Source organism: Streptosporangium sp. NPDC000509 (assembly GCF_042898365.1).
In the GTDB taxonomy this organism is placed as follows: Bacteria; Actinomycetota; Actinomycetes; order Streptosporangiales; family Streptosporangiaceae; genus Streptosporangium.
Genome location: NZ_JBIAYX010000010.1, coordinates 323,638 through 339,510 on the forward strand (window position 1 = coordinate 323,638; position 15,873 = coordinate 339,510).

Sequence of the window (15,873 nt, forward strand, 5' to 3'; positions counted from 1 at the left end):
CCCTGATGCCGGTGGCAATCACGGTCTGCCTACGGGCGGGCCGCTACGAGGCGGCTGAAATGCGGCCCTCACAGGCGGAATGGCCGCCGCACCCGGCGCGGCTGTTTTGTGCCCTGGTGGCTTCTGCCGCTGATGACAACGACTGGGCTGTGCTGCGCTGGCTGGAGGCGGCGGGCCTCCCGGAGGTGTGGGCATGCGAAGCCGCCGACCAGGAAGCCGTCGAAGGCTACGTGGTGACGAACACGATCGAGAGCAAGGGCGGAAGCCAGTCGTGGCCGGGACGCACCAACGGGTCACGATCGCGGGTCTCGGCGATTCCCCAGGTTCCGACGTTCACGGTCGTATGGGCGCACGCCGTTCCCGACGAAGAGACGTTGATGCGGCTGCGCAGGCTTGCCCGGCGCGTGCCGTACGTGGGTCGCGCGACTTCGACGGCGATGCTCAGCGTGGCGGCCGAGGTCGACGTGCCGGGGCCGCAATGGGCGCGCTATGTCCCTTCGCGGATCGGGGAGCACGCACTCGCCGAACTGCGCATCCCCTACCCCGGTTATACCGACCAGCTCCAGCACGCCTATGCCGACGGTCAGCGCGCGTGGGCCGTGGCCCGCAGCGTCCCCTACACCGTTGCCGGGCGAAAGGCGGAGCCTGCGGCGGCGGAGGGGCCTTTCTCTGACCTGGTGGTCTTCCGCTTCGCACCGCGTGTCGTTCAGCCGGCCGGAGACGCGCTTTTGACATTGACCGCCAGGCTTCGTCAGGCGGTGATCCAGCGCATTGGCAGCGATGTCCCGGTCGAGGTGTCAGGGCACGGGGCCGATGACCGGGCGCACCTGGGCTACCTGGCCCTGCTCAATGTCGGTCACGACAACGCTGACGGTCACGTGCTCGGCGTGGCGCTTGCCGTGCCGCGGACGATGGAGGCGAGCAGCCTCGATCGGCTTCTGGAACGAACCATCGATGACCCGATCCGCCGGTTGACGATCCGCCGCGACCAGACGATCGCCATAGATCATGATCCGTATCTGACGGCTCCGCTGCGGCTGACCCCCGAGTGGTGGATGGCAGCCCCCCGAGGCAGCCGCAGCTGGGTGACCGCCGCGCCGCTGATGCTCGACCGCTACCCCTCCCGCAAGCACGACGCCCGTTCCCTGGTGTTTCGGAGCCTGGCCACCGCTGGATACCCCGAACCGGAGGAGGTCGAGATCTCTCCCGCAGGGTTGACGCAAGGGGCCGTGCACCGGCCGCGCAAGGGCACGATCCCCGAAGGAAGGCCGGTCCGGCCGATGGTGCATGCGCGAGTGACATTCGCCCAGCCGGTCGTCGGCCCCGTGCTGGCGGGGTCGATGCGCTATCTCGGGCTGGGGTTGTTCGTCCCGGACAGGAGCAGCCGATGAGCGCGTTGACCGCCGCGGACTTCTCCGCGTTCCTTGTCGAGGCCCACGGCCGAAAGCCGTTTCCGTGGCAGCAGCGCCTGGTCGAGCGCGTGCTGACGGACGGGCGGTGGCCGGATGTGCTGGACGTTCCGACCGGCCTGGGCAAAACCACGATGATCGACATTGCGGTCTTCGTGGCCGCGGCAGGCATCGAGTGCGCGCGCCGCCGGTTGTTCTTCGTGGTGGATCGCCGTCTGGTCGTCGACGAGGCTTACGAGCACGCCACCGCCCTGGCCGCATCGCTCGCCGGGCCCAAGGGGCCGATCAGCGCCTCCGTCGCCCAAGCCCTGCGCCCAAAAGACGACGACGGGCCGGCGCTGCAGGTCACCAGGATGCGCGGTGGCGTCACGTGGTCATGGCGGTGGCTGGAGCGCCCCGACCGGTATGCGGTGGTGGTCGGCACCGTCGACCAGATCGGCAGCCGCCTGCTGTTTCGCGGCTACCAGGTCGGCCAGCATCTGCGTCCCATCGACGCCGCCCTGACCGGCACCGACAGCCTGATCGTGATAGACGAGGCGCACCTGGCCGAGCCGCTGATCAAAACCATCCGATCCGCTTTTACCGCGGACCGCCCGCAGGTCGCGGTGGGGCCGCAGCCGACACTCATCACCATGTCGGCGACCACGCCCGCCCACCAGGGACAGCAGGTGCACCGGGCCGACACCGACGAGCAGAACGAGATCGCCCGCGAACGACTGGCCGCTTCCCGCCGCCTGCACCTTCTGCAACCGGAGGTGACCAAGAAGAACGCTGGCGCCGTGATGGCCACGACGATGGCCACCTGGGCGAAAACTCTGGCCGGCGACGCCCAGTCAGGGCGTGTCATCGCCGTCATCTGCAACACGGTCGGCCGAGCGCGTGCTGTGCACACCCTCCTCCAGGGCGGTGACGCCGATGTGGAACTGCTGATCGGCCGCAGTCGGCCGATCGACCGCGAGTACCTGCTCAAGCGCTGCTACCCCCGGATGAAGGTGGGCCGCACTCGCGCCGCGGGCAGGCCGTTGATCGTGTGCGCTACCCAGACCGTCGAGGTCGGCGCCAACATCGACGCTGATCATCTGGTCACCGAGTCGGCTTCGTTGGCGGCACTGATCCAACGGCTGGGAAGGGTCAACCGGCTCGGCAAGCTCACTCGGGCCGATGCGGTAGTGGTCCATGACGCGAGCGTCGGGGTGGACGATCCGGTGTACGGCCCGGCCCGCCAGGCCACCTGGCAGTGGCTCAGCACACTGACCGCACCGCTTACATCGGACCAGTTGGGCGACGGACTCGATGTCTCGCCGCTGGCCCTTCGCGCGCTTCTGGAGCCTGTGGAGTCGGTCGTGCGGCAGGGGATGCGCGAGCCGCTACCGTACATGCCCGTACTGTTCGACCACGTGCTGGACGCCTGGGTACGAACCTCTCCCATTCCCCACCCTGATCCGCCGATCGCCCCGTATCTCCATGGGATCGATCGGGGAAGTCCCGACGTCGCGGTGGTCTGGCGATCAGGACTGGCCCATGGGGATCCGCAGGCGTGGCCATCAGCGGTCGCGCAGCTGCCGCCGTCCACCGAAGAGGCCGTCGAGATCTCCCTACACGCGGTACGGCGCTGGCTGGCCAAAGAGGACAACACCGAACCGGTGAGCGATGTGGAAGGTACTCCTCAGGACGAGGAGCTACCACCGAGCCGGTCTTGGCAACTGGACCAGGTGGTGCGCTACCGGGGCAAGGACGATGCCACACTGATCACTCCGGCCGAGATCAGGCCAGGTGATCTGATCGTGGTGCCTTGTGAACAGGGCGGCTGTGATGAGTACGGCTGGAACCCCGCCTCCATATCCCCTGTTCTTGATGTGGCCGACCTCGCCTACCGCGGTGGCCGCCCTGTTACACGGCTCGGCCCGGTAATCGTTGAGGCCGCCGACCGTGAATCTCCCGCTATCGGGCAAGCGCTGCGGGATCTGATCGACCGCACCCGCGCCGACCTGGCCGACGACACTCCACCCGCCGTCAGCGTCTACCGCAAGGAACTCCAGCGGATCATCGACCTGCTACCGGTAGAAGACCTGAAGAGTCCGCTGCCGTTGGCTCGTAACCTGCGTGCTCTGACTCGTTGCACGGTCACCTTCGTCGACAAGGCGCCGTACGTGGCGCTGCTGACTATCAAGGGCGGGGCGTGGGTTGGGGACACCGACGCCTGGGGATCGTCCGTGGCCGGTTCCGGTAAAAAGATGCCCCTGCTCGTTCACGAGCGCGCCGTCGCCAAGCGGGCCGAGGAGTTCGCTGTCAATCTCGGCCTGGGACCGGTACTGGTCAACAGTGTGCGAGTCGCGGCGCTCTGGCATGACGAAGGCAAACGCGACCCCCGCTTCCAAGCGATGTTGCACGGCCGCCCCCCTCGCGTTCTACGCCGCGGAACCCAACGGCAACTGCTGGCCAAGTCCGGGCTCAACCCCGCCGATCGTGCCGCCTACCGGCGAGCCAAACTCATCTCGGGCTACCCCGACGGGATGCGGCACGAGGCTTTGTCGGCCCGCATCGCCCGCCTCCACTTGAAGACTGGATCCCACGATGTCGATCCCGACCTTGTGATTCACCTAGTTGCAGCTCACCATGGCCGCAGCCGCCCCCTGCTGCCACCCGTCACCGATCCGGCTCCAGAAACCGTTCATATCGACGGGTCGTCGGCGACTCTCGACACCGGCGAAACCCTCGACTGGGACGCTCCCCGTAGATTCGCCGCCCTCAACCAGCGCTACGGACGCTGGGGGTTGGCCCTGTTGGAGTCCATCGTGCGACTGGCCGACATCTGGTGCTCCGAGCGCGAAGAGGAGGGCACAGCATGAACACCGTCGAACTGTCCGCCCTGGACGGCCGCGACCCCCTGGGGTTCCTCGCAGCCCTGGGCGTGCTGCGGGTCTTGGGAGACGAGGTCAGGCTTAGCTTCTCCGACACCACCGGCTGCGCCCAGATCCACAGCGCTTTCCAAAACACCGACAACATCGCAGGCGCGCTGCGAGACATCGTCGAAGCCACCGACGAAGACGCAGCGCTCCCCGCACTGGGGCCGAAGTTTCCGCTCCGCCCGGCCCCACCCAGCCGAGCACGTGACGCGGAGAAGACCGACGAGAGCGACCCCATGCGGGTGCTTCGTCCAGCGTATGGCGAACACCTCTACGACCGGGTAGAGGCCCTGGGGAGCGAGGCCGTCACGTGGCTGTCGTTCCTGGTGACGGACCTGGCGGTGGATCGCGCCGGACGGGCTGTACTCACGCCATACATGGCTCCAGCCGGCAAGCAGACCGTCTGGACTTTCTTCCGCAAGTCCCTGGAAGTGGTGCGGGCAGAACCGTCCCGGCTCACCGAAGCCCTGACCGGCTGGCGCCGAGTAGACGGCTTCACCGGCGAGTACCTCGACCACCGCGTTCTGCGCAGCGCCGCCGACCACCCGTCAGGAAAATCCATCCCCGCCGGAGTCCCCGGTGCCACCTGGCTGGCCACCCAGGCACTACCCTTGCTCCGCGTCACAGGGGACGGCCACAACGTCTCCGCCACGCTATGGCATCGCCACAACCGACGCACAGTGATGATCTGGCCTGTGTGGAAACCCGCTCTCGACATCCACGCCGTCCAAGTACTACTGGACCACCCGTGCCTGCGGCCTTCGCCTACGCGGCAGGGGCGGCCTACCGCTGTCGAGCGCGAGGGCCTTCTCCCCTTAGGCGTCTTCGACGTCTACGGAGCGGAACGCCAACCCATCGAAGGCGGCAAAAGCGCCGGCGTTCTTGCTCCTGTCCACATCGCCCATAGGCCAGACTGATCTCTCGCCCGGCCCTCAACCCCATCGCATCTTGACAACATCACAAGCAATACGGCGCCCCTGTGAGTCCAACGATTCGAGTTCGGAGCCTCAAGTACGCACGCTTTCCCGGGGAAGTTCCCAAGCTCAACCAAGCCGTTTTGTGCACAAACCAGACAGCTCTGGCGTGCTCTCCCGGACGCTTTTGGTTATCGCCCCAGTTCACGAACCCCTGCATCCCGGCTTCATCCCCGGGCCTCATTGCAGCACGAAGGCTCTGGCAGCTGCGGAGAAGAAGGACCCCACCTGCATCCCCGGGCCTCATTGCAGCTGGTTTACCCATCGGATGTCGTTGTCCTTCCACAAGACACCTGCATCCCGGCTTCATCCCCGGGCCTCATTGCAGCATGAAGTCGATGAAGCCCGGCCAGCTCGCCGCCGCGTCCTGCATCCCGGCTTCATCCCGGGCTTCATTGCGGTGGGACGACTAACCCCGACGCGCCGAACCACTGACTCTGGCTGCGTCCCGGTTTCACCGCCGGGCCTCATTGCGGTGGCGGGACGTCGTAGTACCCATACACGCTGCCGTTAGCTGCGTCCTGGTTTCATCCTCGGGCCTCATTGCGGCTTGCCGGGCGAGCCGCAGTGCGCGGTCATCGTCACTGCCTGCATCCCGGTTTCAGCTCCGGGCCTCATTGCGGCAAGAGCGAGAAGAAGATGCTCATCCCCGACACCAAGCCTGCACCCGGCTTCATTTCCAGGCCTCATTGTGGCTCGGCGGTCTCAGCGACGGCCATGCTGGGCAACGCGACCTGTACCCCGGCGTCAGCTCCGGGCCTCATCACGGCGCGATTACATGCACGACCCTGGCGAACACCAGCCAGATCCCTGCACCCCGGTTTCACCCCGGGCCTCATTGCGGCCAGTTTGTGTGGCCCCAGGTGCAGCTCTACAGCGGCCGCTGCATCCCGGTCTCGTTGCCGAGCCTCATTGCGGCGTGGCCCATGTGCAGTAGCACAGCTTACACGTCACGGGCTGCATCCCGGTCTCACCCCCGGGCCTCATTGCGGCGGGCCATGCACGCGGATCGTCCGCTCGATCCACGCGCTGTATCCCGGCTTCATAGCCGGGCCTCATTGCGGCGCCTACTGGCGCGTCGGTGCGAGTGTCGTCAACCCAGGCTGCATCCCGGTTTTCATCGCCGGGCCTCATTGTGGCGACCCGGTCACGGGGCTCTACAAGTGATACGAACCAGGCTGCACCCCGGCTTCATCCCCGGGCCTCATTACGGCAACGCGAACGAAGTCTCGGGCACGGGCTACACCGCTGGGCTGCATCCCGGTTTTCCCTCAGGCCCCATTGCGGCACCGGCTTTTTCTCCATGTCCTGAATCTTGGCCCACGTGGCTGCATCTCGGCTTCATCCCCGGGCCTCATTGCGGCCACTACTTCCTACTCAACCGCGGTCAGGCCTCTTGCGGAGGTTGCACCCCGGTTTCATCTCCGGGCCTCATTGCGGGTTGGTGCTGAGGAGAACTGCAGAGGCTCTCCTAGGTTCCCTCCACTGCGGCTTTACCTTCGAGCCTCATTGCGGCGGTCTCGACGCCTTTCACGGTGCCTCGATGGCCGGCTCGACTCCACCCTGGTCTCATCGCTGGGTCTCATTGCGGGACCGAACAGGTCCTCGGCGAGCCGCTGTGGTTTAAGCGACTGCATCCCGGTTTCATCCCCGGGCCTCATTGCGGGGTTGTCACTGCGTTGACCGGTTCGGTGCGGACCATGTTCCACCCCGGCTTCATCGCCGGACCTCATTGCAGGAACTCGCAGGGCGCGTACGAGTAGGAGATCATGCAGGCTTCACCTCCGCTTCATTGCCGGGCCTTATTGCGGGATCGTTATAATGCGGCACACCGCACTGATCTGCTGATGCATCCTGGTTTCACTGCAGGGCCTCATTGCGGACAGTCCACGGCCGATGTCTACTTCATTCCGCTGTCGCTGCGTGACAACCTAGTTGACGCGCTTGCTTCCTCGGCTTCACCGCCAAGCCTCATCGCGTCGCCTGGAGCCATGTCACCATGACTTGGTTCCCGGTTGCTTCATGGTCGTTCCCCATACGTTCCCCTGCGATGGCCAATTTCGTATAAGCGCAGGTCGAAGTACTTTTGTGACGGGTCTGTAAAACCGTCGACGCTCCAACCCCGGGAGCCAACTTGGGAGCCAACGGGCCGTACGATCCCGGACCGAGCTGGACTGATATGAACAGCTGGCTTGTTCGCGACCTGAGTGGCGAACTAGTGCGAACGCTTTGGAGATCGTTTGGGGATCTACGGATCAGAAGGTTGGGGTTTCGAGTACCTCCGGCCGCACAGCAGGTCAAAGGCCCTCCGGGATTATCCCGGAGGGCCTTTTTCGTGCCCGTACAGCAGTGAAATACAGCAACGGGATCTGACGGCGCTACGGGGGATCTGCCCCGTATGGGAGGCGTCCGCCGCAGAGGAGAGTGAAGCGTGTGACCGAGATCCGTATCCTCTCGTTCGCAGCTTGGCGAGGAGGCCACTATGTCGGCCTGGCGGAGGTCCTTGCTTCTCTCGGTGTCTTGATCAAGGGCCATCGCTGGCAATTGATCATCGACTGGCTCGTCTGTCCGGAGACTGAGGCGATCATCGAGGCCACGGCGAACTCACTGGTGACCACGAGGCATCTCATCGACCTGTTCAGCGGGGATGGTCAGCTCATCGATGGAGAGCTGGTGGGCTACGGCGACAGTTCGTCGGTGCCGGAGGTGAGGATCCGAGCGTTCGACAGCGGCCACTGGGATGTGCAGACGGACAACCCCGAGCTGTTGGAAAAGATCATCATGCTCTATCCCGACGCGCACGAGCTTCCCGAGTGGTGAGTCCGCGAGACTCACCGCGAAAGGCCTCCCAGGAGCATCCTGGAAGGCCTTCGTCGGTCCGCGGGCGATTGCGTCTAGCGGTCACCTTCCTCGGTGTCGAGGCTGGCATTCAAACGATCCAGTGCCTTCCGGGTCTCGGGTGATGGGATCTGCGTGTAGACGTCCATGGTCATCGAGATCTGCGAGTGGCGGAGGATGCGCATCGCCACCCGGGGATGAACGTCGAGGGCGGCCAGGAGTGAGGCGCAGGGGTGCCGGGTGTCGTGAACCCGGATACGCGGGACACCCGCGTTGCGGCTTGAACCTCGAAAGATCGGTTGAAGTTGCGCGGCTCGATCGGCGTGCCGTTCCGCGTGGTGAAGACGAGATCAGACTCCTTCCACTTCGTTCCGGCCGCTTTACGGGCATCGTCCTGGGTTCGCTGACGGTGCTTGAGCGGATGCACAGGCCGAGCAGCGGAAGCGACGCGGTGGAGAAGCTCTCCCCTGAGACGGGTGAGGTGCGGGAGATCCGCATCTGCTCCCACCGAGGTCGACGCAGTCCCAGAAGAATGCAAGCACCTCGCCGCAGGATCAGCACGTAGGCCGCGTAGAGCGGGTCATTCTCCGGGGCGGATCGCCACGCCGTACAAGAGGAAGAACAAGCCCGCATCGCAGAAACAGGCCAACCTCTTGCACGCCAAGCTCCGCGGACTCGGCGGCCGCGCCAACGCCCAGCTGAAGAGCTAGAAAATCCTTCGGAAGCTACGCCACCGTCCTTCCAAGGCTGGCTACCCGTGCAGGGACATCGCCGTCCTTCAAAACCACGGCGTCGCACAGGTCGCCTGAGGACGAAAAGGTTCGCTGCAGCACCCAGCGAGGATCGGCACATGAGTATCTAAAGTTTGTTGAGAGGGTTACCTTGTTGCTTCGATCCGAATATGTGTTCGTCAAAATATTTCGGACATCCGAATAAAGATTAAAGCTCGCGCGCCAAATCGATATTGATCACGATTGCATAGCAAATGCCGATGCCATTCGAGTGACGCGATAACGTTCCAACATGGGCAATTTGGACGTTTCTGCATGCAAGGAATGGTTCAGTGTCGCTTATGTTGAAGCACTATCTTATGCTGCGGGATATGCTGTGACGGTAGTTCACGTTGATCACTTTGGAGTTGACTTAGAGATTCGCGACCGAGCACTTCGTGTCGACGTTCAAATGAAGTGCATGAACGAATCCGATGTCAAAGGTGACCATATATCGTATGATCTCGATACTCGAACATACAATCTCTTGAGTGACCCTGGGCGTAATGTGCCAGCATATCTCTTTGTTGTAGAGGTTCCAGAGGCAAAGAACGATTGGGTTCTCTCCGATTCCGAAGGCATACATCTGCGTAGATGTGGATACTACGCCAAGATGTCTGCTCTCGAGCCAACGGCGAACAAGGCTACTAAGGCTGTACGTGTGGCGCGCGAGAACAGACTGACAATCAAGTCACTCGATCGGCTCATGCGCGAAGCAAGGGGTGAACTTTGAAAAGCGCCAGCTCACTAGCTTCACAAGTCTCCCCTGCTGGAATGAGGGCTTATCTAAGGGCCAACTCTTGGCAGATTGAGAGCGCTTCTCTTCCTCGTGCCGAGCTATGGCGAAGAGGCTCGTGGGAAGTCTTAGTACCGCTCAATAGCGAAGCATCGGATTACCCTCGCAGAGTACGAAACTTCATCGAGGACATCGCAGGAGAACGGGGAGATCAAGAAGACATCGTCGCGAACGAGCTGCGATATGTTGAAGATGACGTCGTCGACTTAAAGTTTGATGACGACCGCTCTATAGTGCCTTTGTCGGATGCTTCCAGATTGCTGCAGGGCGCTAAAAGATTCGCGATTGCCAACGCGTGCTCTGCTATCCACCGTCGCTCTTATCATGGTAGGTCACAGCCCGCAAAGGCGCGAGAATATGCGGAGTTTGTTGGGATGGGGCATACTCGCGAAGGAAGCTTTATAATACCGATCGTGAGCCCTATAGGGTCAATGAAGCCAATAATAATTGAAGGCGAACAAGAGCTGCTCATAGATGTTCAGTCTGAACTTAACTTCTTCCCTCGGCGCGTCACTGGAATGATGGCTGATGTTCTGCGAGAAGTTCATAGCCTTGCTGTAGAACAAGAGCGGATACCACCCAAGGAAGATCTTAGTCGGGCGGTCATCGGTGGACTATCTGCCGACGCCTGCTCAGCACTTGCGGCTATGGTTGCTGCTCCCCACGAAAGTGATCTCAACATCAGCTTTCAGTGGGCACTCACGGCTGCCCCCCCTCGTGCCGGCGGCGAGAAAGTCGAGTTCCCGCGTGAATCTGCAGGTGCAATCAAAGAGATCGGCCATATCCTTCGCGACCAGGTTAGCCTTGCTGACACCGTTATCTATGGCTTTGTAAGCTCTCTCGACCGAGACCCGGGTGACGAAGAAGGAGTCGTAAAAGTAAAAGCAATTGTTGGCGATCGTGTTAGGCCGGTCAAGATGACACTCCATGGGGATTCTTATCATAATGCCGTTGAAGCACATGACTTAAAATTGCGAGTCATTGCTACAGGGTCCTTGGTGAAGAGCGGAACGGGTGTGCTTTCGATGCCCCGGGTCGACTTGTTTAGAATTGACGACTATTTGCCGCTTGAGATAGGGGCCGCGCTTAACTAAGAAGAGTCCGCCGCTAGACATCTGCCGCATCACCAAGCCAACGAACATCGACTGAAGACCTGCGGAGCAGACGCCCGGCAAGGCCGTACCCTGACCTACAGATCGTCAGCGTTGTGCTGGATTGGTGAGGCCGCCTTCCGCCTCTGTCAGCATGAGAGATTTTACTAACGCGGGTGCTAACGGCAGCTCTGGGCGACCATGGACGATGGTGGAATCTCCGCAGTCAGATACCCTTTCTGAACAGGCATTTCTAATGTCCATAGACGTCAGTAGACGATCTCGGACTGGCTACGGATCAGCCTGGTACACCGCTAGGGTTCGCCGTGAACTGTCTGAGGCCGTAACGATCGCCGCCTCCGATGCCTACCGCGCGTGGCCTGGGCGATCGGCTGGCAAGGATCGACTTCGTCGGTCTTTGCCACCGGATGAGAGGGCTGGTCGAGCGCGTCCCCCGAAGAAGATCGTCAGAACCCGGAAAGCCAGGCGGCGGCATCGGGCATTGGCTGACCATGGGGTGTAGGAGGTCTCATGCGAAGAATGATCGCGTACCTATCCCTGGTGCTGCTCCTGTCCTCCTGCGGCGGGGCCCACGGTGCCTCGGTTGACGAGTTCGAGGATCGTGCCCGGGAGGTGGCGGGGCGCTGGCAGGGCTCGGCCGACGATCGCGCCTGGCGCAAAGGGTTCGTCGCACTGGAAGTGCTGAACCCACAAGGATGGGCTCACGTGGGCCGGATCCCGGCCTGGGTGAACAGAAGCTCGCACAACGGCGTCTGGCGGCTGGCAGCCAAGCTGCCCAAGGACTCCCCGGACCGCGCCGACGTGCGATGGCCGGACGGCGAAGTCTCGCAGGTGCCGCTCATCACAGTGGCGAGCGCGTACGCGGAGTTCAGCAAACCGGCCGACCTCATCGAAGAGGAGTGCCCGGCCAAGGGATGCCGCCCGCTCCGGGTGACCGGCGCCAGACTGGGCAAGGTCCCGCTGGAGACCAGCCGCGGCACGATCCAAGTGCCCGCCTGGGTGTTCACCGTCGAGGGAGTCGAGCAGAAGAAGGTCCATGTGGCGGTCGACCCCTCAGCCGTCACCGCCCGTCCCGAGCGGGTGCGGGGGGATGTCGAAGAGGTGATGGCGTTCGACCTTGTCGCCGGCAAGCCGGACGAACTGCTTCTCCGGTACGGCTACGGCGCCTGCGACATCATTCACGGGGCACGCGTTTACGAGACCAACCGACTGGTGGTGGTCGACGTGGACGAGAGAAGATCCGACTCTGTTGAGGTGTGCCCGGGCATCCTCAAGACAGCCATGATCACCGTCACGCTGGCGCGACCACTCGGCGACCGCCTTGTGCTCGACTCCGGCATCGGACTCCCGGTGCTGCGGGGACTGAGCAGGCGCTGACGGCCCGGCGACCGTATGCGGCGCTGCAGAGAGGCGCGGGCTGTACAGCTGCCGCCCGCCCACTGGCCGGGCGTGCGGCTTGGGCGCCGGTCCCGGCCAGTGAGACCTCGGGCCGTCCATCGACCCGTTCACCCGCCGTACCCAACGGAACGTGCCGACCTCGGCGGCGCACCACCGCACGAGCTTTCCCTAGGCAGAACTCACCGCTCATGCCATGATCGCGCCTCATGGACGCGGATGCCTTCTGGGCGCTCATCGAACAATCCGGGCGTGAGACTCGCACGCAGAAAAGACGCCTGATCTGGCTGGACGCGCAGCTGAGCGAACTCCCTGCCGACGACATCATTGACTTTCAGATGTGGCTTGACGTCTGCGAATACCGATCCAACACCTGGGAGCTGTGGGTCGCCTACCTCCTCACTCTTCCTTTGGGATCAGATGATGGCTTCCTATATTTCCGATATTGGCTCGTCGGCCTCGGGCGCGGAACCTTTGAACGCGTAGTCGCCGACCCCGACACGCTGATAGAGGTCCCCGAGGTCCTCCACCTTTGGAAGGTCATCCGGAAACGAGCAGGCAAGAAACGATTGTGGACCGATGACGAGTGGCCCGAATTCGAGTTGTTGGCATACGTCGCGTGGGAGCCTTATAAAAAGCGCACCGGCCTGGATCTGACCACCCTGCATGAGAAGGCGCACGCACGCACCGACTTGGATGATGACGACTACGAAATACGCGGCGAGCAATGGATCATCGACAGCGAAGAAGAGCTAACGCGCAGATTCCCGCGTATCGCATATTACCGGGAGGGAAGAACCTGAAGGCTTTGGTACAGAGACCAATGCCTCCGGCAGGGGCCTCCAGTTCCGGGAGATCGCCAAGGGCAAGGGCCGGGTTTGTAAGTAGGTGGGACGACGGCGACGAGAAGAGCCGGCGGGGGAGGCGTGTGCGTCCGCACGGGGTTCTGGCCGTGCCCGTTGCGTGCCCGTCAGGAGGGGCACCAAGGAGGAGGCACAGGGACTCGCGGGCAAGACGAGACCGCCTCTGATCTGTAATGCAGTAGGTCAAAGGGTCGTGTGCCGAGATCTTCCTAACTGGTGATCCTGGGTCAGGTGAATGTCTCCTCATGAAGGATGACCGTATGGAGCATGCTGAGATCGTCATCGGCCGGGGCAGGAACTTCGATCATGTGCTGATCCGCGTCCTTGGCCGTATGCATCCCGGCTGTACCGACTTCTGGGACGGGAACTGGTTGATCTCTCCGATCCACGCGCAGGTCGGAGGGTTCGCTGCCGAACTGGACGCGGCGCTTCGGACGGAGGAGTTGCGCGACTTTCGTGTGGCTTTGGAGCGCGTCTACACGGAAGTCGGAGGAAGTGCCACCCTCTCCTCCCTTGAGCATTGGATAGAGCTCACCGTCGAGTGTCATCCCACAGGCTCCCTGTCGATCGCCGGGACCGTGACCGACCATCCTGGGATGCGGAACACCCTTCACTTCGAGATCGAAGGCTTGGACCAGACGGACATCCCGGAACTCGTGAGTGCGCTCGTTGCGCTGGAGAAGCGGTTCCCCGTCCTGAAGCGCGAGTGATCGCTCCCTGGGAGCCAAGTTGGAAGCCATCCGGCGCAGCATCGCCGCTTGGCCTCCGCCCGCCGGTGATCCTTCTTCTGGTCACAGCAGGCGCAGAGGGCGACCAGGGTATTTCAAGTGCCTGTGCTTTCAACGCCACATTAATGACTCGCGACATGAGAGGGCTGATGACGATTGTGACGGCATTCGATGAGAGTGAGCGTCTGATCTGGGCTGGGCGGGCCGGAGCGTACGCCGATTCTTTCGCCAGGCTCTGTGCTTTTCCCGTCGAGTGGCTGCTCGACGCCGCCGAAGTCCGGTTGGGAACGCGTGTGCTCGATGTTGGCACCGGCACGGGAGCCGCTGCGGCGGCTGCCTGCGACCGGGGCGCCAAAGTGACTGCAGTGGACGCCGAACCCAGCATGGTCGAGCTGGCGGCGTTGAATACTCCGACGGCTGATGTGCAGGTGGCCGCTCTACCCAGCCTTCCCTTCAGGGATGATGAGTTCGACGCCGTGGTGGCGAACTTCGTCCTCAATCATGTTGGCCAGCCGCTACTGGCGTTGGCCGAGCTGCGTCGCGTGACCCGTCCAGGCGGACGGATCGCTTTGACGATCTGGTCGGCTCCAGCCGCAGCGGGGCAGGCCCTCCTCGGAGGAGCGATCCAGGCAGCCGGTGTGACTCGGCCCGCTCACCTCCCGCCGCTCTCTCTTGAAAACGACTTCCCGCGCACGAAGCAAGGTTTCGCTGCTCTGCTCGATAAAGCCGGGCTCGCCGAGGTCTCCTGCCAGACCCTCAACTGGGATCACCGCACGACGCCTGCGGAGTGGTGGAGCGGTGCGGTTGCCGGAGTCGGATTCACCGGGCACGTCGTGGCCAGTCAGTCTCCTGAGCTCATTGCGGAGATCAAACGGCACTTCGACCTGCTCAGCACCGAGTTCACCGGTCCAGACGGATCATTGTGGCTTCCCCACGCGGCCCTTCTGGCGTTTGGGAAAGTCTGAGGCAGAGATCGTTCACCGTCGGCACCGCGGTCTTGGAAGCCAACCCGGGAGTCAAGGCGCCGCCCTACCCAGCCCTCCGCCCGCCCGCTGACCGGGCGTACAGTGCGGGCGCCGGTCTCGGCAGACGGCGACCCGGGCCGTAGCCACACCGCGCACCCGGCTGTACCCATCGAACGCGCCGATCCCGGCGACACGCCGCAGGCCGCGCCGTTCCACCAAGCGGCGGTTACTCACAGGGCGAGCTCGCGGCGCCATCTGTACAGAGTGATGTCGTGGCCCCTGCGTTCCAAGGTGACCGGCTCATCGTCGGCCAGGTGAAAACCACTGGCTCGCGCTACTGCGACGCTTGCTGCGTTTGCCGGATCAATCCGTAGAACCAGGCCGCGCATCCCGAGCGAGGCGCAGGCGTAGTCGGCCATCAACTCGACAGCGCGGGCCGCCAATCGCTCTCCTCGGTGCTGAGCGCCGATCGCGTAAGCGAGTTCGGCCACACCGGGCTCATCGGCCGTACGGAAGAGCAGCACCTCCCCTTGTGCTTCACCGCCATCTCTGGTGATCGCGAGTTGCATGCCGCGATCAGCGGCACGCGCTCTCCGCGACTGAGACAGGTACTCATGAGCGGCGTCGAAGTCGAACGGCGAACGTAGCGGAGTCCAGCGAGCGACCTGCGGTTCATCGAAAAGGGCAACCATGACAGGAAGGTCCTCATCGGTCCACTCGCGCAGGTGAATACCGAAGCCCGACAGTTGAACATCGAGAGGAAACCGACCTTGAGTACCGTCCGGCGCCGTCATGATATTGATTCTGCTTGAGAACGCATCTTGTGATCAAATTTTTGGAGACTTCCCGGGCAGCGAAGAAGGGGCGCGGTCGGTACAGCCTCCACGATCGCCTGATGGTGGCTGATCTCCTGCATGGCCGGGGCGATCGGTGGGCCGGTACTTCGTTCCTAATGACGGTGCGGACGCGTTCCCTGCTCTGGTCGGGGTGGCGGATGCCTTCTTCGTTCCGAGATCTTCGAATGAATCGCTCCGATGCTCCTATGTTTGTCAAGCGGCGACGCGAAGATCGTTGCTCGTGGTGTTTAGGCTGGTGAGGACTTTGAAGAGCTCTCGGG

At 63.1% G+C, this 15,873-nt stretch carries 11 protein-coding genes and 2 pseudogenes; 11 read left to right on the top strand and 2 right to left on the bottom strand.

Annotated features, from left to right (window positions below):
• The first annotated feature begins 5 nt into the window (after positions 1 to 5).
• From csb2 to ACFY3D_RS20675, 4 genes are all read left to right on the top strand, one after another.
• Entirely contained in the window at positions 6 to 1,391 is a 1,386-nt protein-coding gene (gene csb2, locus ACFY3D_RS20660; RefSeq protein ID WP_389981406.1) for a type I-U CRISPR-associated protein Csb2, read from the top strand.
• Positions 1,388 to 4,258, top strand: a complete 2,871-nt coding sequence (gene cas3u / locus ACFY3D_RS20665; protein WP_389981408.1) for a type I-U CRISPR-associated helicase/endonuclease Cas3 — start codon at positions 1,388 to 1,390, stop codon at positions 4,256 to 4,258. The genes csb2 and cas3u overlap by 4 nt, the downstream gene beginning before the upstream one ends.
• On the top strand, positions 4,255 to 5,232 hold the full coding sequence (locus tag ACFY3D_RS20670; RefSeq protein WP_389981410.1) for a hypothetical protein: 978 nt from the start codon (positions 4,255 to 4,257) through the stop codon (positions 5,230 to 5,232). The genes cas3u and ACFY3D_RS20670 overlap by 4 nt, the downstream gene beginning before the upstream one ends.
• 2,490 nt (positions 5,233 to 7,722) lie before the next feature.
• The gene (locus ACFY3D_RS20675; RefSeq protein ID WP_389981412.1) at positions 7,723 to 8,109 is read left to right on the top strand and encodes a hypothetical protein; all 387 of its coding nucleotides are present in this window, start codon (positions 7,723 to 7,725) and stop codon (positions 8,107 to 8,109) included.
• A gap of 74 nt (positions 8,110 to 8,183) precedes the next feature.
• Here ACFY3D_RS20675 and ACFY3D_RS20680 read toward each other — a convergent pair.
• Positions 8,184 to 8,426, bottom strand: a pseudogene (locus ACFY3D_RS20680) (tyrosine-type recombinase/integrase); the annotation flags it as partial.
• A gap of 297 nt (positions 8,427 to 8,723) precedes the next feature.
• On the opposite strand from ACFY3D_RS20680, the pseudogene ACFY3D_RS20685 reads away from it, so the two are divergent.
• From ACFY3D_RS20685 to ACFY3D_RS20715, 7 genes and pseudogenes are all read left to right on the top strand, one after another.
• Positions 8,724 to 8,936 (top strand): annotated as a pseudogene (locus ACFY3D_RS20685) (IS5/IS1182 family transposase); the annotation flags it as partial.
• 214 nt (positions 8,937 to 9,150) lie between these two features.
• Positions 9,151 to 9,630: a DUF4365 domain-containing protein gene (locus ACFY3D_RS20690; protein ID WP_389981414.1), complete on the top strand. Its 480-nt coding sequence runs from the start codon at positions 9,151 to 9,153 to the stop codon at positions 9,628 to 9,630.
• Between the two features lie 476 nt (positions 9,631 to 10,106).
• Complete coding sequence (locus ACFY3D_RS20695) at positions 10,107 to 10,787, top strand: hypothetical protein (RefSeq protein ID WP_389981416.1); 681 nt, start codon at positions 10,107 to 10,109, stop codon at positions 10,785 to 10,787.
• A gap of 528 nt (positions 10,788 to 11,315) precedes the next feature.
• On the top strand, positions 11,316 to 12,182 hold the full coding sequence (locus ACFY3D_RS20700) for a hypothetical protein (protein WP_389981418.1): 867 nt from the start codon (positions 11,316 to 11,318) through the stop codon (positions 12,180 to 12,182).
• Between the two features lie 227 nt (positions 12,183 to 12,409).
• Complete coding sequence (locus ACFY3D_RS20705) at positions 12,410 to 13,003, top strand: DUF4240 domain-containing protein (protein ID WP_389981420.1); 594 nt, start codon at positions 12,410 to 12,412, stop codon at positions 13,001 to 13,003.
• Between the two features lie 320 nt (positions 13,004 to 13,323).
• Positions 13,324 to 13,773 (top strand): hypothetical protein, encoded by a 450-nt coding sequence (locus ACFY3D_RS20710; protein ID WP_389981422.1) that lies wholly within the window; start codon positions 13,324 to 13,326, stop codon positions 13,771 to 13,773.
• Between the two features lie 167 nt (positions 13,774 to 13,940).
• Positions 13,941 to 14,756, top strand: coding sequence for a class I SAM-dependent methyltransferase (locus ACFY3D_RS20715; RefSeq protein WP_389981424.1), 816 nt, complete (start codon positions 13,941 to 13,943; stop codon positions 14,754 to 14,756).
• Positions 14,757 to 14,986: 230 nt separating this feature from the next.
• On the opposite strand, the gene ACFY3D_RS20720 is transcribed toward ACFY3D_RS20715, so the two are convergent.
• Positions 14,987 to 15,550 (bottom strand): GNAT family N-acetyltransferase, encoded by a 564-nt coding sequence (locus tag ACFY3D_RS20720; RefSeq protein ID WP_389981426.1) that lies wholly within the window; start codon positions 15,548 to 15,550, stop codon positions 14,987 to 14,989.
• Positions 15,551 to 15,873: the final 323 nt, after the last annotated feature.

What these genes read in the sequence shown, in the direction of transcription:
- ACFY3D_RS20715 (WP_389981424.1), top strand. Translation starts at nt 13,941, where the DNA reads ATGACGATTGTGACGGCATTCGATGAGAGTGAGCGTCTGATCTGGGCT.
- cas3u (WP_389981408.1), top strand. Translation starts at nt 1,388, where the DNA reads ATGAGCGCGTTGACCGCCGCGGACTTCTCCGCGTTCCTTGTCGAGGCC.
- ACFY3D_RS20720 (WP_389981426.1), bottom strand. Translation starts at nt 15,550, where the DNA reads ATGACGGCGCCGGACGGTACTCAAGGTCGGTTTCCTCTCGATGTTCAA.
- ACFY3D_RS20670 (WP_389981410.1), top strand. Translation starts at nt 4,255, where the DNA reads ATGAACACCGTCGAACTGTCCGCCCTGGACGGCCGCGACCCCCTGGGG.
- ACFY3D_RS20710 (WP_389981422.1), top strand. Translation starts at nt 13,324, where the DNA reads ATGGAGCATGCTGAGATCGTCATCGGCCGGGGCAGGAACTTCGATCAT.
- ACFY3D_RS20700 (WP_389981418.1), top strand. Translation starts at nt 11,316, where the DNA reads ATGCGAAGAATGATCGCGTACCTATCCCTGGTGCTGCTCCTGTCCTCC.
- csb2 (WP_389981406.1), top strand. Translation starts at nt 6, where the DNA reads ATGCCGGTGGCAATCACGGTCTGCCTACGGGCGGGCCGCTACGAGGCG.
- ACFY3D_RS20705 (WP_389981420.1), top strand. Translation starts at nt 12,410, where the DNA reads ATGGACGCGGATGCCTTCTGGGCGCTCATCGAACAATCCGGGCGTGAG.
- ACFY3D_RS20690 (WP_389981414.1), top strand. Translation starts at nt 9,151, where the DNA reads ATGGGCAATTTGGACGTTTCTGCATGCAAGGAATGGTTCAGTGTCGCT.